Genomic DNA, 23,427 nt, shown 5'->3' on the forward strand with positions numbered 1-23,427 from the left:
TAACTGCCGAGTAGCAAATCTTGGAAGGTCCTCCTGTTCAGTTATAATAATACTTAATCTCCCAAATTACATATACCGAGAGAGGGAGAGGGAGAGAGAAAAACTGGGCTGCATAACTACTTGGCCAGGTAGTCACTTAGGCTGCGAACGCTATGCAAGTAGTAATTCATTATAATCTAGTTGCGAAGAAAAGGCTGTATTATGTACACAGAGGATAAAGTAAAGGCAGCTGCAAAGTGCAGCACCATACCGCAAAATAGATTAGACTTGGATTCTGATGCCGATGCATTTAGGAAAAAGAACTTTTAAGTCATGAATGATCCGGTGAGAAAAAGAGAGACAGAAGAATATGGTGGTGCTGCTCACAGGATGACAGAAGATGGCGCCTCTGGTCAAGACCGCAAAGACTATGCTCTCCCCTCTTCTTCAAAAAGAAAAAAGACTTTTTTCTTGGTAGTGTTGGTTGCTGCTACTGCTATAATTTTAGGAATCGTGTCGTACAAGTATTATCAATATACTATCGACAGGATCGCTGAATTGGCAAAGGATGAGATACAGTACAATACTCAAGTCCAATCGGCGGCTATTTCACGCATGCTTGGAAAGGATATCCAAAAGGTAGAAGGGAACTTGCAGACCCTAACTCTTTCCCCAGTGGTATTTGGAAATGAAGTTGCTCGATTTCCGGCCATCTTTGGCTCAAGGCAGGACTTGACAGAAGACCTGACTGACTTTTACATCTTGGCAGACAGAAATGGCAAGATAGAATGGATAAGTTTTGGCGACAACAGCAGTGGCGTCAGTTTGGCCAAAAATGCGGCCTCGACAACTTTATCCAACAACAATAATGCCACGGCTTTGAAAATAATCGGTTCCGACGTCTCTATGGAAGAATGGTACGCGGAAACAAAGAAGACTCTAAGGCCTTACCAAAGTCCCCCTATAATAACTCCCTTTGATAACGTCAGGAGACTCTACATTTCCTATCCGCTAGTCGATGACAATGGCGTGTTTCAGGGTGTAGTAGCAGCTGGAATACCACTTGACAAAGTTGACAGAGTACTGCAGTCGGATCTTTTTCCAAGGTATCAGAGTAGAGTAGCGATGATTGACAGAAATGGCATAGTGCTATCCTCTGATGACCCCGAGAGGATTGGGACATCGGTATTTAGCGACACATTTAAGGAAAGGGTGTCCCCGACCCTTGCCAAAGGCGAACCCCAACTACTAGATGACTTTTTTAGAAAATCCGTCAGTGGACAGCCTGCAACAGTGCAGCTTACATTCTCCGGCGTTAAAGCGGTCTTTACCGGCTATCCTATATTCGCAGACAACAGCAGTCAGAATCACTTTGGGACTATAACTGTAAGAACGTACTACGCGTTGGCTACAAATGTCGAAGGAATACTAGGGGAGCAGAGAATATTTGGGCTAGCGGCGCCTGCAATCATTGGTGGCGTGGCTAGCGCCGTGATTGTACTGCTTCTTTCATGGAATAAGAACTTGGAAAAAGCAGTAGATAAAAAAACAATCGAGTTAAAAGAGTCAAACGAGCTTTTGCAAAAGAAAACCAGACAGCTGGAGGCTGCAAACGAGCAGCTTCGCTTGCATGACAAGATGCAGACAGAATTCATCAACATTGCCGCTCATGAGCTTAGAACTCCTATACAGCCGATGATGGGAGTTGTTGATTTGCTAAAAGAAAGATTGATGTTGAGAAACAGCAACAGCAACAGCAACAGCAACAGCAACAGCAGCAACAACGATCATCCAGAGAGCGTGGCAATCTCTTCCAAGCACCTAGCAATACTTGAAAGAAACGCCAAACGTCTTCAAAAACTATCTACAGAGATTTTGGACGCTACAAGAATTGAAGCTGGCACTTTGAAGCTGGACCGAGAAATAATGGATATTAACCAAAAGGTGAGAAACGTGATTGCAGATACCAAGAGTTGGATTCCTAAAGATGCAAATATCGACATACAGTTCAAGCCTGCTGTAAAAGAAGATGCAGAAGGCAATCCAGCTCCGCTGCTTGTCAACATAGACAGATTACGGATGTTCGAAGTTATCTCTAATTTGATTAGAAATGCAATCAAGTTTTCAGACAATAATAATGATAGTAGTAGCGGCGCTGACGGAACGCCAAAGATAGTAACAATTACAACAGAAAAGAAAGGCAATGAAGTAGTAGTATCAGTCAAAGACCAGGGAGCAGGGATAAGCGCCGACATTTTTCCAAGGCTGTTCACAAGGTTTTCAGCCGACAGGGAAAGGGGAGGCACGGGCCTTGGCCTTTTCATTGCAAAAAACATCGTCGAAGCTCACGGGGGAAGGATATGGGCGGAGAACAACAACAAAGACGGCGAAAGAGGTGCAACCTTTGCCTTTACACTACCGCTCGCATAGAAAACGCGATGGTGATAATAATAATATGGATATAGACATACGAGTACACTCCTGTTAAGGGCGCCATTGTTAATTCTTATGCCAAGGTGGGCTTTTCATGGCGACCTTATGTCCTTGGACGCTATTTTGACACATGGATGATGCTTGCTGAAAATGATGGCATTATCATAAAGGACTGGAGAGAGTTCTGGATGGGCCACAAAGGCAGTATTGAAGCTGTCTACACTGTGAATAAGGGCTTACCCGAGGACGTTATAGAGAGAATGAGATCCGCCTATGCTAAGGCGGCTGAAAAATATCTAATTACTTCAAAGAACCATGATCACTCATTCGATAAACTGAGAGAAGAGACAAACAAACGGTTCTTACAAATTAGCGGATTCAGTGATAAACAAATTCAAGATATCGTTAAGGAACATGGTGATTTAGGGACCATATCCGATGAAAAATATCGGAGCTCATCGCCGGCAATCACAAACAAGCTTTGGGCTTGAATGGTAACTCCCAGAAGGTTGTTCCACGTTCCGAGCTCAAGAAATGGATTGGCAATGGATGGGAGTGGGTTGCACACATAGTTGAAAACGAGTCGATTGTTAGGCTACCTGCGCGCTAGACGTTTTGTATCTAAATATCTTTTGTAACATTGGTAATTTTACAATCCGTTCATCACATGAGAGAACATCTGGCTCGGAGGCAATCAAAGCTCGCAATGCCGAGTTGGGCCTCAGGCTGCTCAGCCAGGGCGACTTGAGCGACGAGATGTTTACCGTCTTTTCAGCCATGATGGAAGAAAATTCTAGGTCATGATATTTAAGGGAAATTATTTTTTCAGGAAAGCTAGAAATCGGCCAGCGTCATCACAGCTGCGCAAGTCTTACATTTGTAGGTAGGATACCGAAAAGAGCCACGCATTAAAATCCGCCCCACAATCTGGCACCTGGGACACGCGCCCCGTACAGTTGCTGCCCACTCTCTGACCCTTCTCTTGTAAACATGTGATTTCGAGCCACATTTACGCTTTGGCAATACAACTTCTTACCCTCCTAGCCTCATAATGGCATGGTTTTGAACAGTAACTGCCCCTTCCTTTCCGGATGTGTGCAGGGAAGGTACTTCTGATGATTCAAACGGAGGGCCCTCATCCGGAAATGGATTATCAGGGGAGGGTTGCATGGCCATAACAATTCACAACCTATGCGGGCCCCGCCCTCTTCAATCCAGATAGGCTATCTCACATAGAGGGCGGGGCATACATACAGGCTCACGTCAAAGATACGCACGTTCTGTCGTCACGTAAGTTCGTACGTCTCGTTACCCGTAAACTAAGGCGGGCAAACACGGATACGGACGTTAAGTCTCTACCTAGCATACGTAAGCGACGACCCGCTCATTGAGCTTACGAGCAAGTATTGTTATGTAAAATACAATATTTTATTTTTTCGAAAGCGGCAAATGTTAGTTGGCAGTCGCTGAAGGGCATCGAGCGTGCGTTAGCCCAGGTGGTAGAGCGTGGTCAATATGTCGGTACGTAGAAAAAGAAACAATCAAGAAACCGTATCCCCGCCGCTATGACCAAACGACGGGGATGGAAACTTAGGATTTAGGTATTCAGGTGTGCACGTTAAGGTGTGAGACACCTGATAGGAAATATTGGAGTTATGAAAATTAAAGATTTTTGACTATGCATCGGGCGAGCGATGATGGTCCGAACAAAAAATAAAAGAAAGGAATGGGCAGATTTGGGCAATCTGCCCCTTGACTTGCCGCTGTTATTTCTTGCATCTTCTTACACCAAGCTTGTAGTAGCAGTCTTTCCGAAGTATGCCTTGACATGTGGCCGGTACAGATAGTAGATCACCACACCAGCTATGATGATGTTAACTATTGCTCCAAAGTTCCCGCCTACTAGTGAGACGATGCCCATGATGACGCTTATGGCCGAGAGGATAATAGTGACTGTCCATGCCCATCCTTTTCCTTTGAATAGGCCCCATGCCACTATGAAGGAGACTATGCCAAGTACTATGAGAACAGCTCCTACTGCTGCGGCGCCTCCACCTAAGAGTCCTACAAGGGCCATTTGGCCGCCTGCGTTTGGATCGACAGTAGTCATGGTCGGGAGTGCAGAACCTACCGCTGCCAATCCTGTCCCGCCTATCAGCATGATAATGCCGCTTATGACATTCAGGATGGCGATTATGCTAACGCCCAACGGTCTCGTTCCCGTTCCAGTTGTCGTTCTCATGACGTTATAGCGATTTTATAATATTAATGAGATTGGCTTTTTTCCAGAAGAAAATTCTCTAAATACCCAATCCAAAAGAGCCTGAATGGAGGGCGAGTGGAGCGAGCGCACGGTTGAGTACAAAGGCTTAGATTCCATATAGGATTGTTACAAAGTTTGTATTGACTCTAGATTAATTCTAGCAATGCAGTCAGTTTTGTTGACTATTTGGCAAAACATGAGACGAAGTTAGCATGGGCAGTAAGTTGTAGACTACCGTGCAGATATGTCCAACTGATAGTCAGTTTTTCGCACTGTTTGTACGAGTTCCCTATTTACGGTATCATTTTCAGTAATCTACTTCAGCTAGAGCCTTCTAGTAGAAATACAGGCACGAGTAGCTACATGCCAAAATGACAGACGTACGCATGAGGAGAACGGGAACGGCGCCAACGATGGCAGCAGCCGAAATCGAGACATATGAGACGCTATGGAAGAATTGGGACCGTATAAAACTTGCAGAGTTAGGCGTAAACACAGATTTCATTAGGAAACTGGATGATGGTCAAGCTCGTGATTTGGTGAGAGGTCTACTCTACCTTTTTGAGAAGCACAAAAGTCAGTTATGAGGGCCCGAAACGGAGGGCGACTGGAATAGGCAAGAACATTGAACCAACAACATTACATAGAGACACAATCTGATATTGTTGTCCGTGTCCGTTAAATGAGATAGCTGAGGTAATTACCATATGGAAGCCGAGCTACTAACTTGTCATGAATGTATATGCCTTGACTGTCAGCATGAATATGCCGCTATTTGTGTTCAGCGTGATTGTGACTGTTGCAACCATGATGAGATATGATGCTCGAATTTAAGCGGGGCGCATCAGGCGCCGAGCATGTATGGTATGACGGCATGATGGCACATAAGTAAAAAGCAGTACACATTGCAATAATTCCGAAGCAACAAAGTAAAGTTATGAAAGTGTAAACCGGCTCCTTTTAAGACATGAATTTACTGATAGAATTATGCAAAAACCAATCGAAATAAGGCCTTTGAAACCAAAGCGCAACATGATAAGACAGTACTGCGAAGAATGCGAAGAAGAGGCAACCAAAGAGGCGGTATTTGATTTGGAAAATTTTGTCGCTGTTCGGAGATTTTGCGGCAGGTGCGTTGAAACTGCAAAGGTAGACTTTGCCGAAGCATAATGGAACAAATCCGGTTTAATAAGACAAGTTCATGACTCATTAATAATTCGATCCCGAATATGCCCCTAGAAAATGTGGTTATCGGTCGAAAAATTAGTTAATGAAATAAAACAAGACAAACCTGATCCGGCAGCTGCAAAAGCCCTGCAGGAAGGACTTGGAGGACAGTTCGGTGAGATGCGTACACTGATGCAGTACCAGTTTCAGAACTTTAACTTTCGGGGCGATGCCAAGCCTTTTCGTGACGTAGTTAGGGCCGTAGGAACAGAAGAGATAGGTCATGTAGAACTCATTTCCACAACTATCAATATGCTGTTGGACGGTTCCTCTACTTCGTCTTCTACGAAGGCTGTCGATCCTGATTCATTGCCCCTTGCCGACGCACTCGACGGGAATGGGAATATTCATCATTTTCTAGTTGCAGCACAAAGCTCAAGGCCGGTCGACGCCGCAGGCAACCCTTGGAGTGCGCTGTACGTCTATGACAGCGGCAATCTGGTGCTAAATCTTTTCTACAACCTGATGCTTGAAGCGACAGGCCGGCTTCAAAAGTGCAGGTTATATGAAATGAGCAAGAACAAAACTTTTCGGTCCACAGTATCCTATCTTATTGTAAGAGACCTTGCCCATGAGAAAGTTTTTGCAAAGGCACTTGAAGTACTGGGCGTCAACTGGGGAAAGGTCCTGCCTGTTCCAAAGGTTGACACGGATAAGATGCCGGAAGTTAAAGCACTGGAAAAGAAAAACCTGCACAACCAACAATGGACCTTCTCAAAGGAATCACAACTTGGTCAGATCTTCAAAGGAGAATCGCCATTTGGTGATGGAGAGATAGAAACAATGGATGGATTGCCAGATGGCTTTGATGTCCCAGTGCTTCCAGATAGAGAAGAAGAGTTTGCACCTGGCCTTGACAAAGACTTGAAAAGTAAGGCGCAGGAAATAGCGGGAATCACCAGACAACAGAGAGCGGCACAGTGATAGGGCTGCTCCCATTACTTTTTTTCATCAAAAGATCCGCTTAGTTGAAACGCCGGTGCTCCCCTTGCAATGCTGCTCTTCTATTTACTTAGGACTCGTCGCTTTTTCCGCTATTCGTTGCTTCCCTGCTTGGATCAAGTGAGTGCTGAGCCGTTAAGATTTTTAAGAAATGTGCATCGAACGGGAGAGAACTAAAGTACGAATAATGCGTAGATTAACTCCGTGTCCAAACCGCACTTCAAAATAGTTCCTGCCTTCTCTTCTCCTTGGCAAATCCGTCTATACATATTTCGCAGCTGAGATGATGATCCCGGCTACCGTGAGCGTGGGCGGCGTCGTGAGCGTGGTGGCGCCGAGTGAGAAAGGCAGAAGGGTTATGCGTCCTCTCTATATTCGTTGGTCTCTGCGACTTCCACAACCCGAACTTTGGGATTCTGCATGACAGTCTGCGCATCTTTACTACTCTCCCACATCTTTCTTAAGGCTTCTGCCATAGCTTGCGCCCGTGTCGCATTATCAAACTCCAAATCAATCATTACATAGTTTTGATCATCCTTTGGCCGCAATATCCGATAACGTCGCACGCCGGATTTTTCCCGCTTTAAAGGATCGGTGTCAAACATTTTCTTCCAAGCTTCAAAGTTGCCAACTGCGTGTTCAATTCGAACTATAGTTGTTGTCATACAAAGAAGCCTACAGTGTTATTCATAGATAAACGAGACACATACAACTTCTAGAAGTATCTGGTATCAGTTGGAACGAGCCTCTCCCAGGGAAGGCGAGCATTAATGATTCCCTAGCTGGAAAATGACCAAAAGTCAAAACAAAAAAAGAAAGGCGAGAGCGTACAGTTGTTTTTACTTTAGAGCGTCCTTTGCCTTTTCCTTAGCCTTGTCAAAAGCCGAGCTGGCCTTGTCAGCCGCATCTGCTGCGCCTTCTTTGACTTTTGTTGCGGCGTCCTCTGTACTTTTCCTAGCATCCTCAGCCGCATCCTCCACACCCTCTCTAGCCTTCTTGGCTGCATTTTTAGCATCTTGTTCGATATCTGACATGTGTTATCCAGTATGTCCAATCAATCTAAACGAGTTTCGAGATGAAAATAGAAAATAATTGTTCATAGGAAATGTATAGAATTACGTGGGGCATATGACGGACAATGAGGACGAGCATCAGAGAGTGCTTAGCCTAAGTAAGAAGGTCCAATGCCATCTTAAGTTCTGAGAGCTCATTCTTAACTGTCTCTTGGTCAGATTCATTCTCGGCATACTTTAACAATCGTTCACAGGCTTCTATTTCGGCAATTATGATATCCTTCTTGTCAAGGCAGAGTGCATGCGCTTGATCTACAAATGCGTATGAAACTTTCCTACCGTTATTAGTAGAACTATTGTATGTCTTGGCAATGACTATGTTTCCTGCTTCGTTCTCAATATTCATCGTGTACTAGGGAACTTTCAAGCCTTTAAGGGCTTGCGTAACATTGTTAGCAGGCCCTTCATGGTGGGGCGGGTGCAACCGCTAGCTGAAAGGCGAGTTTCCCGATTCTTTTCATTTTCAGCCTTTTCGTACCGTAACTGATGACTATATCTTACAATAACTAAGGGTATACCAATATTCTTAAATCTGCTGAGGTTTTTTACTATATTCAGGTGTATTGCTATGTTTCAAACCAATATCAGCGTCTTAGTTGATGCAATGCTGCAAAACGTCAGAGCAACATTAGGTAGAGAGGCATACGATGTAGTCATGTCTAAAATAATTGGCGATTACTTTGGCGAGTCGATGGATATACGTGAAGCAATCATGTGCAGGCCGGAATTATTTGAAACGGCTTTTCTAGAGTTGTTGGGACAAATGGGTATCATCCTTCTTTCAAAATCGTTAGCCGAGACCTGTCCCGAAAGCATTGGGATGCAGTATTCAAAAAGAGGAGATTTTGCGAGATACATCACGGCGCTATATAGTACGTAAGATTGGCGATTCTGTTAAGAAGGAACGCCATATCTAGAAAGCAATATTTCGGCAAGTATCTGTTAGAGCCCATCTTTGGCCATCCTTCGTATCCGGTTCAATCAGTGCTGAAATAAAAAAATCCCTAAAGATATTTCGTTTGCTATTCCATCTTTGTGATACGCTGTTGAATATTCTCTATTAGACCAATTTTCTGTTTGCCTGATTTGGTGACTAGACACAAGACCTTCTGCACGCCTGTTGGAAAAAGGAAGACTTGTCCAAACTTATAGCTGGCGCTCACATATTCAAGATCTCCCAAGTAGTCTCTCGCACTTTCTGTCATTGAGGTTACGATCTGCGCTCTGAAGGCCAATTGTTTCCATGTTTGCTCGTTAGGAACTGGCGTACCTTCTCTAACGTACCAGTCTACGGGTTCGTCTGCTTCAAGCAGCGCGGCAATTAGCACATCCTCGTCAGATTTAACTATCGATTCAAGAGAAAGTTCGTCCATGAGGGCCCCTGAATAATGATAGAAAGCCAATTCTTAAGAGTATCCACATGGCTTGGACTCTCCGTATTTAGAAACTGAATGATCAAAAAGGCGATAGGGACGGCGTGGGCGAGCCACAGGGGAGGGCAACGACTACCGTTGGAACCTTCGATTCGAGTATGCAAGGACTTCCAAAGTTTCACTGTCCTAGACCATGCTCCGTAGTTTGTATAACTTGTAGGTGTCGTATACTTGCCAGATGAAAAAAGGCAGAATTAACGCTATTGTCAGCCAATCTAGGTAAGGACCCAATAGGAAGTTAACCGCCGCACTATAACCAATTCCTCCCGCCAGTATCAGAACGCCACGTTTCACGAATCCAAGATAGATCTGACCCAGTCCAGAGATTAGCACCGACAGAAGAATCGCTAGCCCGAGACTCTTTTGCTTGGGCACAAAGTCAGTTCTCTGCGTCTCTTCTGGAGTCATGGAAGGTTCTCTTGTCGCTTTTACATAAAACGTGCAGTAAGCACCGACATCCATGGGCAGTTCTTTACCACAATGTCTACAAAATACCATAGTCCCAAGTAGAACATTATACGCGATGCTCTTGACTTTTGTTCTTCTATGCAAATCTTATATATTGACTTGGAATAATGGTGTCGTGCCAAATCAGCCTCCTAGGATGACTCTCTCAACAAAGGATTGGTTCTTGATTCTAATTGCTACAATCATTTCTTTACTTTCTCAGGCAATGTATGATATGGGCAAGAGTATCCTATTGCCATATGTTCATGGCATAGACAACTTTGCCAGCTTGGGAGCGGTTAGTTTAGCGGTATTCTTTTGCTGATGATTTACAGATTTACTATTCAGAGGAAGCAAGCTGATACTAGCTCACGGGAAGAGTTGGTTGATGAAAAGTAGGCTCTGAGGCCGGCGGGCGATGAGGGTGTGCCAAAAGCCATATCCACATTCTCTTCTCTTAATATAGTTAATCAAAGCAGGCTCCAGGTTCCTTGTATCTTTTAATAAAACGTCTTGCTGCTTATGCTGATGGCAAAGTTAGAGACATTAGCAATGATGCTTTGTGTGTCAATGCTTGCAGGTTTGGCTGTATACACATTGGCAATCCTTGAAGTGCCGGGAACGCAAGGCGTGCTGCAAAAGGCTGAAGCAATAAGAAGGAGTACACATCAGTGTCCCGGTGGTTGGTTTCCGGGTTGTTAAGCGATATATAAGCAGACCAGCTGGAAGCGAGCCTGCCGAGCCCCGCCTCAGGACGGGCGAGGTTGAGGGTGAGGCGTGGGGTGGCGGATGGAGGAGGGCTGTTCCTAGTGGCGCTAGTGTCTTTTCAAGATCTCTCTCCAGTAATAAGAATGAGCTATAGAGCTACAGAATAAGTACTAAAATAGCTAGCGCCGGTAGCGACACTATCCTTAGGCAAAGATGTCGTTCTGGCATATCTTAGTAGACTATAGATTTTTCGCTAAAATACATAAAAATAAGAAAAAGAGGGAGAGAGTAGCAGCAGAGATTCTGTCGAACTGCCACTACTACTGCTATTATATTATCTGCAAGCGTCGTCAGAATGTCCCGGCCCGAAGGAGTGGCAATGCTTAAAGCTGTTTCCATGCGGAGGATCAGCAAATGCCTGTTGTGGGAGGACAACGCTTGGGACTACCGCTGCTGCGACTAATCCCATGGCTGCAACGATTGCAACCACAGCGATTATGGCCTTGAGATTGCTCATGGGCGTATACCTCGGAACAAATGATTTTAAGTATTTCTCCATTTGCGAAGATGATTAGAAGATAGGCAAATATTTGGTCAAAATAAAATAAGAAATAGTGACAGATCATGAAATATAGTACTTCATTCGCTTGACCAATAGCCTAGCATACAATCAGAACTCCCTTATTGCATAAAATATGGTAATGGCCGATGCGAGCCACAGGGCTTGTATGAATTACGGCTGTGCCTCTGCATCCAGTTTGGCTAGCTCTTCTTGGCAAATCTTCATCATTTCAAGCTTTAACGCCTCTGTCAAGGCAGACAAAGGATCCTCGCCCGATGCTTCATAGGCTTTGGCGTATCTGCTAACATCGGCCAGAAGTTTTTCTTCATTGATTTGCTCGGTCACGGCCATAGCTCAATGTGGGAATTTAAAAGGGAAGCTGGAAGAGAAAGCGGGGCTTAACTCTACATATCGCACAGATGAATCATATTCAGTTGTTGATCAGTCCGACTTGTCTTCCCATGTCACCGGTTTACAGGTATCATCTTGAAAATCTTGTCAAGGACTTTTTCGATCTCCAGATCAGGTTTCCATTCTCCGGCGTTCCGCTCCTCTCTAATTTTTTCGACACGTTCACGAATGAGTATCTCGGTAAGTTCGGGTTTCTTGACAATATCAGCTACCTTCAATCCATACTTGCTGTTGGTGATGGCGGATATGGCATTCATTAATACCGATCCGTTTTTCATCTTCTCCTCAACTTCTTCCACGCTCAAGGTGGCTCCGTTAACTTTTCCTGCGAGCAGCTCCGCTACCTTCTCTACTACCCTCTTCGTACCAAAATTATCATATTCAAAATCCTTGTTCCAAGCTCTAGACATTCCAGTTTTTATGATGCCTCTCGCTTGGTGTTCGGCAAGCATTTCGAGGGACTCCTTCTCACGTCCACGATCTCGAAGACTTCAATGTCGCTCCTCTTCACGGCCTCAAACAGAGCCTGAAGATTGGCTTCCATAAACCCTTATCGCCGTCACAATAATCATCAGGATCTAGCAACTCGATCCCTAAGTTTCTAGATAGCATAGTGACTAGAGTTTGGCAAGCTCGTCTGCAAAGTAATTCTGACATATCGTACAATCTTTGTCAAGCTGCATTATCTTCCCTCTAAAGTCAGCATGGGCAGACACATGCCTAATTACAACTTCAACACCTAACTTGGCTCCTTCAATGTCCGCATTCATCATTGATGACATATTGTATCTAAGAAATACATCATTATTTTATAGAGTATCGGTCCTGCCGTCTCTGTCGCCGGCAGATGTAACTTGGCAAAAGACGATGTTTTACCCCAAGCAAGACACCTCAAGCAAGCTAACGGATAAATCACTCAGGAATTTTAGTGATGTCATACGCTGCACAAGAGCTAGCCAGACATTGGCTCTGGTCTGATGCTTGTGGCGTATGGACAAAAGAACAGAGATGCCTGCGTTCTTTCGACTTCACAAAAGGACACGGACGCGGGTATCTCTTTCATCCGAGCTTTTAACCGTTAACTTTGGGCTGCGAGTATCACGGATTTCTCTAATTTCCTTCCAGAAATGATAAAAGAATCACCATCCGAATTGCTTGCCAAATGGAAAAGAAAAACATCGAACAACAACCGGATCAAACCGTAAACATGGAAAAAGGAAAAGTTCAAGTCGCAAATATCGGCAAGCTAAAGGTAACCAAGTTTACCTTTGAACCAGGATGGACATGGGAAAAATGCGAGAAGCCATTGTTTAACACAGACAGCTGTCAGCTGACTCACAATGGATACATAATCTCCGGAAGGTTAATGGTTAGGATGGTTGATTCTGGAAAAGAGATGGAATATGGACCAGGTGACACATTTTACATACCTGCAGGGCATGACGGGTATGTCGTTGGAAATGAGCCTGTGGTCGGCTTGGATATTTCTCCTAGCTAACACAAGCGGCAGATTTTGGAAGAGGTTTTAGATAGGGTTTAGCCTAGCCAAACAAGCTAGGTTTAGCCCCGTACGGCTATGGACTGGGCGGGATTTGAATTTGAGCTCCCCAATGGATTTTGTAAAATAGCTGCTATGCTGAAAAGAGAAAGTTGTTAGACTTTATTCCCGATTTGGAAACAATATGGAAAATCACTTAAATCAATCCAAACCTTTTCCAAGCATACAATGACTGAAATGGTTTCTTATGAACAAACAAGAAGAGAGATACAAAAAACATTTGGGAGCATACCGGGCTTCATGGCAGCAGTACCGCAGGACGTTCTTGTCCAGATGTGGCCAATTATGAAGACATACATGATGGGGCAGACCAAAATCCCACCAAAATATCGGGAAATGATTAGCTTGGCAGTTGGAGCCACACTAAAGTGTCCATACTGTGAAATGTTCCATAGGGCATCAGCAAAAATGAGCGGTGCGACAGACGAAGAGTTGGCAGAAGTGGGCGTCTTAGTCGGACAGGTGACATTTTGGAGTTCAATCCTTCACACATTGAATTATGACATGAGCACATTCATGAAGGAGTTCAATGCGATGGGAGAGTATTTGTCAAAGCAGTCTCGACAGACTGTCTAAACAATGGCCTATTTTTTTGGCTGATGCTTGCTACTCCTCCTTGCTTTCTATTCTTGCTCATCTATTTGAGAAGTCTTCGCCCGCCGCACCCAAGCTTTTGCCGTCGATTTCATGACCTATTTTTGGCGGCAAAAATAAGGGATTTGTTCTTAAGTGAACTACTATCGGACAAGTCCGGCGGACTTCTCGCCACTTTTCTTTTAAAGGTGGGGCCGACATGACGTACTCTGTTGCCCTTGAAGTGGCCAAGACAATAACAAAATCATTGTATGTGCTCTCTGGCCTAAAATATGGAGCGCGGCCAATCTTCCTCTCCTTCTTCATCTTCCTCCTCTGCCTTGAGCTTACTTCCCAATAGATTCACGGACACACGCCAAAACTTTGGCTTTATCTCTGACCGCTTTCTCTACCATTTTGAACAGACCTAAATCTATCCACTCTTTTGGCGGTTTTGCCAAACATTAACATGTGTAGTGTTTCGGGCCATGGGCATAATGCCTCGCAGATGTTTACTTACGTCATTATTCTTTCTGCGCTTTTGGTGGCTCCTGCAATATTTTGTTGTAATAATGGCGAGTTGTGGCCGCTTCCAAAACAGACTCGGCACTTAGATCTTCAGGTCGGATATGTGCCTAAAGTTCTCGCCCTTTCCTTTCATCATTACCACCTTGGCGAGAATCCTTTCATCGGCAGTATACAGAGTCGCATCAAGGTATTCGGCCAATGAAATGTACGACGAATCGTAGAGGGATATTCCGTATGCAAACGAATTCTGAACGCAGAGCGCAGCCAGATCGCCTAGGACAGGATACAACCACAGCTGGTACTTTTCCAAAGCCTTGGAAGCTATCTTGACCTGCTCTTCTCCAAACTCCGGGTTGTATCTTAGTGCATTTAGGACCTCGTACGGGAGTAGATGCGGAACTGCAATCTCCACTTTTCCATCTATGTAGAGCTGTCTCAATGCCAGGGCATTTTCCGTGTTCTCCTCGTCTACAAACCATTTGACGATGACAGAGGCGTCGGCAACAACAACGACTATTGGCGCTACTATTTTCTTGCTTCTCTCCACCTTCGTATCTCCTCAGTTGAGTTCCATGTTTTGGAGGAGGAGGTACCCTTACGTATGCTGTCTGTCAACGACGCCGCCTCGCTCAGCGCATCGAAATCCAGAGTCCTGCTGGCGCCCTTTGCTTCTTCCTCTTCAATCTTTGCAGCCAAGGCTCGTCTTATGATTTCGCTCCAGTTTACATGAGAGAATTTTTTCATCTTTTCCTTTACGCGCTTGTCGACCTTGACGCTGAAAACTTCCACGATATGGTATTACCATATCTGGTAATAAAAATATTACCGACGAATATACATCGAGAAGGTATTCGCTTCTTTGCTTCACTTGCGTTTGACTATACAAATAACGTAACTTCACCATGGAACAGGATCGTCTCTCCCTCTCCCTCTCCCTCTCCCTCTCCCTCTCTCTCCCCCCGCAGAGATATCCTCGAGGCTCACAGAAGAGCGATGTAGATAGATAAAGCTTATAGAAAGGGCACAGCTATAAGATTTACCCGCCTTGGGGAAGATAAATGCAATGACAAAGAAATCGCCAAGAGGAAAGAGGAGACACGGGTAGTAACCGAGCTCCGGATAGGGATGTACAAAGAAATGAGGAGGAAGAAAAAAAAGAAAGAAGGACTCGTTAACTCGAGTAATAATAATGTAGTAATATTTACAGCTTCATCGATATCTGATGAAAACATTGAATGGATGCTAAATGACAATACAAAGATGGTTCTTAGCAAGCCCGTGTCTCAAGATGATTTGCAGTCTGTCGTAACCAAGTTTGTGGTGTCAGGTCAGCCGGGGAAGAAGATGTGGGAAGCGTAGAGTGGGAGGCGAAAGACAAAGCATATGACCCTTTCATCCGAGTACAAAAAACAGGTTCTTGCTGTAGTTGATGGCTCAGTAGGTCTTGCAGGTGGATTGCTAAATGAGCGCCATGTGCTTGAAAAACTTGGACAACAGATAACCCGAATTATTTCTGCATCAAGAATAGAAGGAGACGAAGAAGTTGCTTCCTTTGCAATGCATGTCAATAATGTGGTAGTAGCACTTGCATCGGGAAGACTGGTGCCGGATGAAAATATCCGATCTCTTCTCAGAGAATCTTTCCTAGAGATACGGAGAAGTACACAAGACAATGACGACAACAACAACAATAATAATACTAGTAGTAATCGCACGCAGATAGATCCTGCCATCATTAACAAGCTAAAGTCTGTTCTGACTGCTGCTGCAAATACCTCAGAGAAGGATTTTATTTTTTTGAGTAGCATAGATGTCCTCTATATCGATGCGGACGACTTTGTGTACAAAAGTCTGGCAAAACGTGCAACCGATTCAATGGCAACGATAATGAAGATGACGTCGATAAAACTTGTGTCAAATGCATCTGAAGCAAGACAATTGTTGTTTTCGTCCCAAGAAAAATTTGACGTTATTCTGTGCGAGACTGATCTTCCGGATGAGAGTGGGCTTGAGCTAATCAAAGAGTTTTCTTCGCGCTATCCAGTAGTAGCCATATCCGCATCAGATGATCCCCGCAGTATCCAGCTTGCTATGAAAGCAGGTGCAACTGACTATATAGTTAAAAACGAGACGGGCATTAGGATGCTGCCTAGGTCTCTTCACACTGCGGTAGTTGAACGGCAAAAAAGAGGCCAAAAGACACAGAAAGACGAAATACTCAAGGATCCTCGGGCTGCAAAAGTGCTTAACTACTTGATGGTAAGCGAGGATTCTGTCATAGAACAGACGGTAGAACCATCAAGCTACTACAAAATGCAAGTACTTGAACCTGAAAGGGATTTTTCCGATACATTTGCCACGCTTGAGCGAGCTGGCTATGTTACCAAGAGCAGCAAGCGCCTTGCACTTTGCTGTCCGCGCTGCCGCTCTGCTAACCTAGTTTCATACTTTGTTTGTGCCAATTGTAACAAAAGCGACTTTATCAAAGGCGATGTGATTGAGCACAACAGGTGTGGATACAACGACATGGAGTTTGCGTTTCAAAAGAATGACAGTAAGGAGCATCTCTTTTGCCCAAAATGCAACAAGGAGTTAAAACTAATAGGCGTCGATTACTTGAGGACGGAAGCTGCGTACAAGTGCAAAGAGTGTAGCAACATTTTTCCAGCGCCTGAACAGAGATTCGTTTGTCATGACTGTGATAATTCCTTTAGACTCTCAGAAGGAGGCTGGAAGTCAATGTACATGTATAGGCTAAATTCCGCCAAGGTTCAAGAGCTAAATCAAAAGACACTTCCTCTTCAGTCCGTCGAGGAATATCTCTCATCGAAGGGCTTTAGGATTTCACTTGAAGATTATGTGGATTCAAAACTTCAGAAATTTGGACAGTTTGATCTCGTGGCTTACAAAGAAAATACAATTTTTGTAATGATAATTCTTGGCGACGACATAGAGCTGAATCATTCAAGGATAATTGAGCTCGATACTATGAGCCGAGCGGTCGGTTCACGTGTGACAGCGTATGCGATAACGTTTACGGATCTGCGCCAAGTAACGAGGGATCTGCTGTCAAAGTTTGGAATAATTGTCATACAGCTAAAGCGCCCGGACCAACTGCTGAGCAAAATCCAAGAGTATGTTTGATGATTTGTTATCAACATCATTGTCATCATCATTATTGTTATTTGCTCTTTCCCCTGGTGTGGAGACTTTTATTTACAACTTTGCCAACGGATTTGTAGCATGGATTTCTACGCTTACAATTTGGGATTTTATAACACTTACATGGTTTGCTTTTATCATCGACATTTCACGAAACGTGGGAAAAGCGATAATTCTAGCTAGCGACCATTTCTTGAGAAAGTGGAAAAAGGAGTATCATTATTATTCTTCTTCTTCGCTATCTGCTCCATTCAGTACGACGACTACTACTACCACCACTGATAGTGACAGTCGCAGTAGTAGTAGTGGTGGTGGTAGTGCTGTTGTTGGCAGATTTGAACCAAATATATCCATAATAGTTCCTGCTCATAACGAAGGTGCTGCAATAAAACATACGATACAATCTCTGCTTGAAAACTCTTATCCGAACAAAGAGATTATTGTTGTAGATGATCACTCGACAGATAACACATACCAGGAAGCATTGCCTTTTATGCAAAAAGGCCAGATAAAGTTGGTCCAAAGAAAGTCAGGAAAAGGCTCTAAATCTTCTGCAATCAATTACGGAGTAGTTTTTGCAACAGGAGACTACATCATGATAATGGATGGTGATACGCTTGTGGAGAGGACTGCCATCCAAGAAGTTGTCAACCAACTCGGCGTACGTGGGGTCTCTGCAGTCTCTGGAAATGTAAGAATTTTTGCTGGCGACGGGGGAAAGAGAAACCTGCTGACACGCCTACAGTCGTACGAGTACCTAGTCGCCTTTGAGGTTGGACGGCGCTACAATGCGCTCATGAACATGCTGATAATAATTCCTGGAGCGTTTGGCGTTTTTCCAAGGTCGCTTGGAAAAGAAATAGGAATGTACGACACGGACACTATTGGGGAGGATTTTGACCTCACCATCAAACTACTAAAAACGGGAGGAAAGGTTTCCTTTGCGTCTAATGCCATAGCGTGGACTTATTGTCCAAACAACTGGAAAGGCTGGCTTAGGCAAAGAATTCGATGGGCTCACGGTCAGCTTGCCGTGCTTATGAAGCACAAGGATACAACTGGCGTGTACAACACCTACCGCCGGCAACTAGTTGTGGCATTTTATGACATGATAATGATGGATATTGTTTTGGTGTTTGTAAGGATGGCTGGGTTTGCATGGGTAATCGCTGCATACGGTGATAGACTCGCTTATGTGATGCTGATGATGTTGCTACTTTACCTGGGTAACGAACTGGTAGCTATCCTGACAGCAGCCCTCTTTTCCCCTCGCAAAGAGGACCTCAAGTATGTTTATCTGGTGCCAATCATGGTGTTCTTTTACCGCCCGTTTTACTCTTGCGTTAGGCTTTACGCCTACTTGAAAAGATTGCTAAAGAAAGATGCGACCTGGTGAGCCCTTCCTTCAAAACCATACACAAGATGAACGTTTGCGCAGAATCCAAAGGAAGGGCTCTAATTAGGCACCGAGTCGTGTAGAAGCTACTGCAGACAGTAGTACACTGCTATATGTGCAGATAGAATGTTTAAGCAATTTTTCAGTCATGCTGATATTCAAAACGCCATTTGGCAACCAGAAAATCCTCTCTTCTCTTTAGGCCGGCGGACAAGCGGACCGCTTTGCCGAATTGGATACGCTTCCTGCCAGAGTGCTGACCATCCTTCTCCTCCGCCGCGGCTCCTGACCGCCATTTGTACTATGGCAAGTTCTGCAAATATTGGCCTTCCATCGTATTCTACTATAGGCTTGCCGGCCATGTCGTCTTTGATGGGCTTGCCCTTCCAACGATTGAATATGATGCTGATTGCTGGCACGCTAACTTCTAGACCCAGAATGACTTGTTCATGATCAGGCTCTAGACCCTTTGGAAATAATGGATAAAGTGCACCTGCAAGGATGGCAGTGCTATCCGTAGTACTGTTATTATTGGCAATAATGGGGGCCACCGCCTGTTGTTGTGATAATGATAATGATGACGACGGTGATGCTTTGCAAATCGTAGATCCAACCTCGATGAAGGGGGATTCTAGAAGATACTCTATGATGTTATTATATGCACGTCAAATCAGGCTCACCTTTGCTGACAGCCGGGCTTCCATGAGCAAATTTGTTTTCTAATTAGACACGAGGGGAAAATTGTAGGCTTGTCCTTTGAGGGTCGTTTTCTACAGAATACGACCTTCTAGCCCTGCAGGACGCATGTGTATCTCCCCCTCCACAAACATTGCGACCAAAAAGAAGTTGTGCTCTCTCTCTCTGCATGCCTGCCTATTTAATACATAATAGTTGAGTATTACTTTAGTAACAGTATTACTGGCAAATGGTAGAAGAGGGCGAAAGCATAGTCACTGTCACAAAAAAGGGCCAAGCAACGATTCCAAAGGCCCTTAGAAAGAAGCATCGGATTGGAAAGAAGGTGCTTGTTATTGACACCGAGGAAGGAGTCCTCATAAAGCCCGTGCAGGATCCTTACATGGAAAAGGGTTCGCTCAAGGCGCTCTTTGAAGACAGGACATCAAGAGAGCTTGTTGAAGAAGCACAGCTGGAGGAAATCAAGAAGGACAGAAGGAGTCTGCTAAAAGAAGGCGGCAAAGATAGGCAGTGAGCGTTGTACTTGATACTCAGGCCATGTTGATCCTCTACTTGGAGGAAAAGGGAGCTGAGCGCGTAGCAGAACTCCTTACACAGGTTCTTGAGGGAAAGATAAAGGGGTACATGAGTGTCGTCAATCTTGCCGAGCTGTACTACATTCTTGCCCGAAAGAGCAGCAAGATTGCCGAAGAGAAGGAGAGAAACCTCCGTAGTTTTGGCATCAGGATAGTTCCGGTGAAAGGTGATCCTGAGGATGCAGCTATGTGGAAAGAAGCGGCTCTTCTCAAAGCCAGTCCTTCTCTCTCTCTCTCTCTCTCACTTGCATATGCCTTTGCGGCCGCGACAGCCAAAGTTCTATCGTCGACATTGGTTACTGGTTCAGATCCTGAGTTTGAAAGAATAAAGGGAATTAGGACAGAACGAGTAGGGTAAAGGAGAAGATGCAGCACAGCGATAGCAAGAGCGTCATCATCATCACTGAATGAATTTGCCTTGCGCCATCTGGAAAGCTTCTTGCAAGAATCAATATCCTGGTCATTTTTGGCTCATTCACATTCAAACTGTTGTGCTGTGCCTCTCGCTCTGCAAAACTGTTGGAAACTTGCGTTGAATTTTTGCCATATGGTCTCTGTATGTTTCAGAAATATTTTGAATTCCTTCTGTGACTTTTTGCTGGATCGACAGAACCATGGTTCTAGAAGTTTCTGGATCGTAGTTATGATGCCACCATCATACCTTTGCTCTATGCTCTCTATTCGCTTTTTCTGTTCTTGGATTCTTGTGTTGTTTTTGGCTATCGTCTCCTCTTGCTCGTAGATCGTTAGCTGCAAGTTCTGTGACTTACCATACTCTTTTATAACTTCCTCAGGGCTTCAAACGGATCTCCTTACAGGTCTGCAGTGTCGTAGATCTCTTGTATTGTCTCTACGCTGAATCCCTTTCTCCAAAGCCTGTCGCAGGTCCGTGCTACTGCTCGTTTTTTCTCTTTGCTAATCTCCACACCTTTCTCAGATGCGCTAACGGTGGCGCGCTCACTCCTTACCAAGGAGCAGCGAGCGCGAGCAAGAGCACATGGTCTATCTTTTGCCAAGGGGTATGACGAAGGTAATTGTGCACTAAGCTTTAGCCATCCTCCAGTTGTCACAGTGAACATTTTGATTGGAAAGTCGTACTGATTGCAATCAGTACTTTCCAAAGTCCCAAGTCGAAAAGTAACTTGGACTGATTTCCAACAATATTGACTTGCCACTTTTTACAGTCTCAAGGATGGATCTTGCAGTCGGATGATCCACGCTGCCAAGATACTTTATCATTATCTTTTCAACGATTGGCAGGTTGTCTTTTGGATTTTCAGATATCTTTGTTTTTCCCTTTCCTTTTACGCCCTTTACCGGCATTGCTTCATCATCGATGCAGAAATAGACTGTATCTCTTTTTCTCACGTTAGCTATTTTCCTGGAATCGACATTTGTGTTGATATAGATCTTTTCACTACGAGGTTCGTAGATAAACCACACTGGATGTACGTTTGGGTCTCCAAGTTCATCTACGGTTCCTAGCCTGCAATTTTGTTTGCTTGTGGAAAGAAAGTTACGCAGTTCCTGCTCATCCATCGGTGCCCCCATGCCAGGGGTAGCATGGATTATTTTCATTGCAACGCATCACCTACAAACATATGTGACTATGATAGGTCACGGCTTTGCCTCAAATACGAGATTGAATGGTGTCTGCGCAGCCCTGCGGAACTTTGAGAATCCTACTCCCGTCACTATATCCCGAATCCTAGCCTCGCCCGCCTGAGCTCCTAACGCAGGTCCATTCTCGCTTAACGAAGATGGAACGCAGACCACTGTCGAAACAGAATAAGATAGCCTTCCCAGCGGGTTTAGGTTATCCTCTATCTTGTCGTTGGCAAATGGCTCTACTATCATCCAAGAACCATTTTTCTTTTTCAGAGTTTGCAGAACATGCTTGGCAGCTCCGGCAGGGTCGCCCATATCGTGGAAGCAATCAAAGAATGTGACCAAGTCATAATCGTCACCCGAATAGTCTGTCGAGCCTGCAACTTCAAATGTAATATTTTTCAAGCTCTCCTTTTCCGCTTCTTTTCTAGCCCATTCAATTGACGGCTTGTGAAAGTCAAAGCCTATGACTTTCGAGTTTGGGTACGCTTTGGCCATTAGTATGGTGGAGGAACCGTGACCGCATCCTACGTCAGCAACTTTTGCGCCGCCACCTCCATTTTTGAGCTTTGCTTCAACGCCATCTAGCGCTGGAATCCAGCTTGAAGTAAGATTTGCAACATAGTTTGGTTTGAAGAACCTCTCTGTTGCTTGAAACAGATAGTGATGATGGTCTCCCCATCCAAGTCCTTTGCCGGTTTTGAATGCCTCGATGATCTTTTCCTCATCTTTGAATAGTCCTGTTATCATCTGATAGGCTCCTGCAATGTACGCGGGACTATTCTCATCTATCAGGGCGATTGCATGTTCTTGCGGTAGCTCATATGTCCCAGAATCGGCGTTGTATGTAACAATTCCACCAGCAGCTTGAGCGGCAAGCCACTCTCTCATTATTCTTGGATGAGTATTCGTCCTCCCTGCCAACTCTTCTGGCGTCAATGGTCCTGCTCCAGCCATGGCCTTGAATAGGCCCAGCCTATCCCCTGCAAAGGTGAGCAAAACGCCCAGAGCCGCGCCCCATTCAGTTGCGGATTTTTCGACGAACTTGTTCAGCTTGGTCTTGTCAACTGCTACTGACATTTTTGCGTTCAAACCTCCCGAAATTCATAAAACAAAAATGAATTTTTTTGTATTTAAGCAATTTTCCAGATCGTATCCAGGTTGGATGCCAAGAATCCTTTCCATGGACTCGTTTAGTTTTTGTGAGGTTCGTCAATCCCGTTAAATCACAAATCTTGGGGCTCTTGTCTATACCCGCAAATGTTATGGGTAGATACGGCGACTCGCTCCAGAAATGGCGATTTTGATTTGTGCTTGCAGAGAGCATATGCATCAGCTCAAGCACAATACGGCGCATCATGACTTTTGCCTGCTTTTATCGTGCCTATCAATGCGTGTTGTCCTTTTGCTTCTCATGCCTGCCTGATTCTGCCTATCGCGGGCATGTTTTATTATCCAGGTGCCCGCAATCTGCCGGCACAATTCTGGAGCACTAATGCGTGGGACATTGACGTGCACTGGAAAAAGTCAAGTCGACAACTATAGAAGTGCTACTTCCAAGTCTGTGATAATGGGAGGAAGAGTGAGGCGGCATAGGTGACACAACTATTTGGCTTTGAGATAATGCCTACGTGTTCCTTTTTCTCTCCTTCCTCGGCCATCCGCCCCTCTCCTTCTCCCTCTCCCTCTCTGCACCGTGCTCTCTGGGTTATAATAGCCGCATGCAAGACAACTTCAAGCCGACCTCTATTTGCCGGGATCGGCCATAGCTGTCGCGCATGTACCCAGATCCTTCGATCTGTACGCATGTACGCATGTACGCATGTACGCATGTACGCAAGTATGTATGGAGG

25 protein-coding genes are annotated in these 23,427 nt (G+C 44.7%); 11 read left to right on the plus strand and 14 right to left on the minus strand.

Features of this window, described 5'->3' with window-relative positions; translation table 11 throughout:
• Positions 1-312: 312 nt before the first annotated feature.
• A complete protein-coding gene (locus NTE_RS00985) occupies positions 313-2,409 on the plus strand; it encodes a sensor histidine kinase (protein WP_148699325.1) in 2,097 nt (698 codons plus the stop codon).
• Between the two features lie 137 nt (positions 2,410-2,546).
• Positions 2,547-2,903, plus strand: coding sequence for a hypothetical protein (locus tag NTE_RS00990; RefSeq protein WP_148699326.1), 357 nt, complete (start codon positions 2,547-2,549; stop codon positions 2,901-2,903).
• Positions 2,904-4,195: 1,292 nt separating this feature from the next.
• Here NTE_RS00990 and NTE_RS00995 read toward each other — a convergent pair.
• Complete coding sequence (locus NTE_RS00995) at positions 4,196-4,621, minus strand: hypothetical protein (RefSeq protein WP_226987101.1); 426 nt, start codon at positions 4,619-4,621, stop codon at positions 4,196-4,198.
• A 1,296-nt stretch (positions 4,622-5,917) separates the two neighbouring features.
• Here NTE_RS00995 and NTE_RS01000 point away from each other — a divergent pair.
• Positions 5,918-6,826, plus strand: coding sequence for a manganese catalase family protein (locus NTE_RS01000; protein ID WP_148699328.1), 909 nt, complete (start codon positions 5,918-5,920; stop codon positions 6,824-6,826).
• 374 nt (positions 6,827-7,200) lie between these two features.
• Here NTE_RS01000 and NTE_RS01005 read toward each other — a convergent pair whose 3' ends face one another.
• The 3 genes from NTE_RS01005 to NTE_RS01015 form a co-directional block, all read right to left on the minus strand.
• Positions 7,201-7,509, minus strand: a complete 309-nt coding sequence (locus NTE_RS01005) for a hypothetical protein (protein ID WP_148699329.1) — start codon at positions 7,507-7,509, stop codon at positions 7,201-7,203.
• 174 nt (positions 7,510-7,683) lie between these two features.
• Positions 7,684-7,878, minus strand: coding sequence for a hypothetical protein (locus NTE_RS01010; protein WP_148699330.1), 195 nt, complete (start codon positions 7,876-7,878; stop codon positions 7,684-7,686).
• Positions 7,879-8,011: 133 nt separating this feature from the next.
• Positions 8,012-8,263, minus strand: coding sequence for a hypothetical protein (locus NTE_RS01015; protein ID WP_148699331.1), 252 nt, complete (start codon positions 8,261-8,263; stop codon positions 8,012-8,014).
• A gap of 222 nt (positions 8,264-8,485) precedes the next feature.
• Between NTE_RS01015 and NTE_RS01020 the strand changes: the two genes are divergently transcribed.
• Positions 8,486-8,797, plus strand: coding sequence for a hypothetical protein (locus NTE_RS01020; RefSeq protein WP_148699332.1), 312 nt, complete (start codon positions 8,486-8,488; stop codon positions 8,795-8,797).
• A gap of 142 nt (positions 8,798-8,939) precedes the next feature.
• Here the strand turns inward: NTE_RS01020 and NTE_RS01025 are convergent, their stop codons facing one another.
• From NTE_RS01025 to NTE_RS16175, 4 genes are all read right to left on the minus strand, one after another.
• Complete coding sequence (locus tag NTE_RS01025; RefSeq protein WP_148699333.1) at positions 8,940-9,320, minus strand: hypothetical protein; 381 nt, start codon at positions 9,318-9,320, stop codon at positions 8,940-8,942.
• 1,918 nt (positions 9,321-11,238) lie between these two features.
• Positions 11,239-11,418 carry a hypothetical protein gene (locus NTE_RS01035; protein WP_148699335.1) on the minus strand — a complete coding sequence of 60 codons (180 nt, stop codon included), beginning with the start codon at positions 11,416-11,418 and terminating at the stop codon, positions 11,239-11,241.
• A 113-nt stretch (positions 11,419-11,531) separates the two neighbouring features.
• Positions 11,532-11,930, minus strand: coding sequence for a hypothetical protein (locus tag NTE_RS01040; protein WP_148699336.1), 399 nt, complete (start codon positions 11,928-11,930; stop codon positions 11,532-11,534).
• Positions 11,931-12,095: 165 nt separating this feature from the next.
• Positions 12,096-12,260: a hypothetical protein gene (locus tag NTE_RS16175; protein ID WP_158384936.1), complete on the minus strand. Its 165-nt coding sequence runs from the start codon at positions 12,258-12,260 to the stop codon at positions 12,096-12,098.
• Between the two features lie 380 nt (positions 12,261-12,640).
• Between NTE_RS16175 and NTE_RS01045 the strand changes: the two genes are divergently transcribed.
• Positions 12,641-12,976 (plus strand): cupin domain-containing protein, encoded by a 336-nt coding sequence (locus NTE_RS01045; protein WP_148699337.1) that lies wholly within the window; start codon positions 12,641-12,643, stop codon positions 12,974-12,976.
• 228 nt (positions 12,977-13,204) lie between these two features.
• Positions 13,205-13,612, plus strand: a complete 408-nt coding sequence (locus NTE_RS01050; RefSeq protein ID WP_148699338.1) for a carboxymuconolactone decarboxylase family protein — start codon at positions 13,205-13,207, stop codon at positions 13,610-13,612.
• Positions 13,613-13,669: 57 nt separating this feature from the next.
• On the opposite strand, the gene NTE_RS01055 is transcribed toward NTE_RS01050, so the two are convergent.
• The 3 genes from NTE_RS01055 to NTE_RS01065 all read right to left on the minus strand — a co-directional run bounded on the left by NTE_RS01055 (position 13,670) and on the right by NTE_RS01065 (position 14,926).
• Positions 13,670-13,936, minus strand: coding sequence for a hypothetical protein (locus NTE_RS01055; RefSeq protein WP_148699339.1), 267 nt, complete (start codon positions 13,934-13,936; stop codon positions 13,670-13,672).
• A gap of 283 nt (positions 13,937-14,219) precedes the next feature.
• On the minus strand, positions 14,220-14,684 hold the full coding sequence (locus NTE_RS01060) for a type II toxin-antitoxin system VapC family toxin (protein WP_148699340.1): 465 nt from the start codon (positions 14,682-14,684) through the stop codon (positions 14,220-14,222).
• Positions 14,663-14,926 carry a hypothetical protein gene (locus tag NTE_RS01065; protein ID WP_148699341.1) on the minus strand — a complete coding sequence of 88 codons (264 nt, stop codon included), beginning with the start codon at positions 14,924-14,926 and terminating at the stop codon, positions 14,663-14,665. Before NTE_RS01065 ends, NTE_RS01060 begins: the two co-directional genes overlap by 22 nt.
• Before the next feature lie 348 nt (positions 14,927-15,274).
• On the opposite strand from NTE_RS01065, the gene NTE_RS01070 reads away from it, so the two are divergent.
• From NTE_RS01070 to NTE_RS01080, 3 genes are read left to right on the plus strand one after another with little or no spacing between them, the layout of a single operon-like run.
• Entirely contained in the window at positions 15,275-15,496 is a 222-nt protein-coding gene (locus tag NTE_RS01070; RefSeq protein ID WP_148699342.1) for a cupredoxin domain-containing protein, read from the plus strand.
• A 24-nt stretch (positions 15,497-15,520) separates the two neighbouring features.
• Positions 15,521-17,281: a TackOD1 domain-containing metal-binding protein gene (locus tag NTE_RS01075; RefSeq protein ID WP_148699343.1), complete on the plus strand. Its 1,761-nt coding sequence runs from the start codon at positions 15,521-15,523 to the stop codon at positions 17,279-17,281.
• Complete coding sequence (locus NTE_RS01080; RefSeq protein ID WP_148699344.1) at positions 17,274-18,695, plus strand: glycosyltransferase family 2 protein; 1,422 nt, start codon at positions 17,274-17,276, stop codon at positions 18,693-18,695. The genes NTE_RS01075 and NTE_RS01080 overlap by 8 nt, the downstream gene beginning before the upstream one ends.
• A 158-nt stretch (positions 18,696-18,853) precedes the next feature.
• Here the strand turns inward: NTE_RS01080 and NTE_RS01085 are convergent, their stop codons facing one another.
• A complete protein-coding gene (locus NTE_RS01085; protein ID WP_148699345.1) occupies positions 18,854-19,246 on the minus strand; it encodes a hypothetical protein in 393 nt (130 codons plus the stop codon).
• A 374-nt stretch (positions 19,247-19,620) separates the two neighbouring features.
• On the opposite strand from NTE_RS01085, the gene NTE_RS01090 reads away from it, so the two are divergent.
• Entirely contained in the window at positions 19,621-19,905 is a 285-nt protein-coding gene (locus tag NTE_RS01090) for an AbrB/MazE/SpoVT family DNA-binding domain-containing protein (RefSeq protein WP_148699346.1), read from the plus strand.
• Positions 19,902-20,324: a PIN domain-containing protein gene (locus NTE_RS01095; RefSeq protein WP_148699347.1), complete on the plus strand. Its 423-nt coding sequence runs from the start codon at positions 19,902-19,904 to the stop codon at positions 20,322-20,324. The genes NTE_RS01090 and NTE_RS01095 overlap by 4 nt, the downstream gene beginning before the upstream one ends.
• A 749-nt stretch (positions 20,325-21,073) precedes the next feature.
• On the opposite strand, the gene NTE_RS01100 is transcribed toward NTE_RS01095, so the two are convergent.
• Together NTE_RS01100 and NTE_RS01105 are read right to left on the minus strand one after the other, a co-directional pair.
• Positions 21,074-21,544, minus strand: a complete 471-nt coding sequence (locus NTE_RS01100; protein WP_148699348.1) for a pyridoxamine 5'-phosphate oxidase family protein — start codon at positions 21,542-21,544, stop codon at positions 21,074-21,076.
• Positions 21,545-21,583: 39 nt separating this feature from the next.
• Positions 21,584-22,654, minus strand: a complete 1,071-nt coding sequence (locus tag NTE_RS01105; RefSeq protein WP_148699349.1) for a class I SAM-dependent methyltransferase — start codon at positions 22,652-22,654, stop codon at positions 21,584-21,586.
• Between the last annotated feature and the right edge of the window lie 773 nt (positions 22,655-23,427).

It is taken from the genome of Candidatus Nitrososphaera evergladensis SR1, from assembly GCF_000730285.1.
In the GTDB taxonomy this organism is placed as follows: domain Archaea; phylum Thermoproteota; class Nitrososphaeria; order Nitrososphaerales; family Nitrososphaeraceae; genus Nitrososphaera; species Nitrososphaera evergladensis.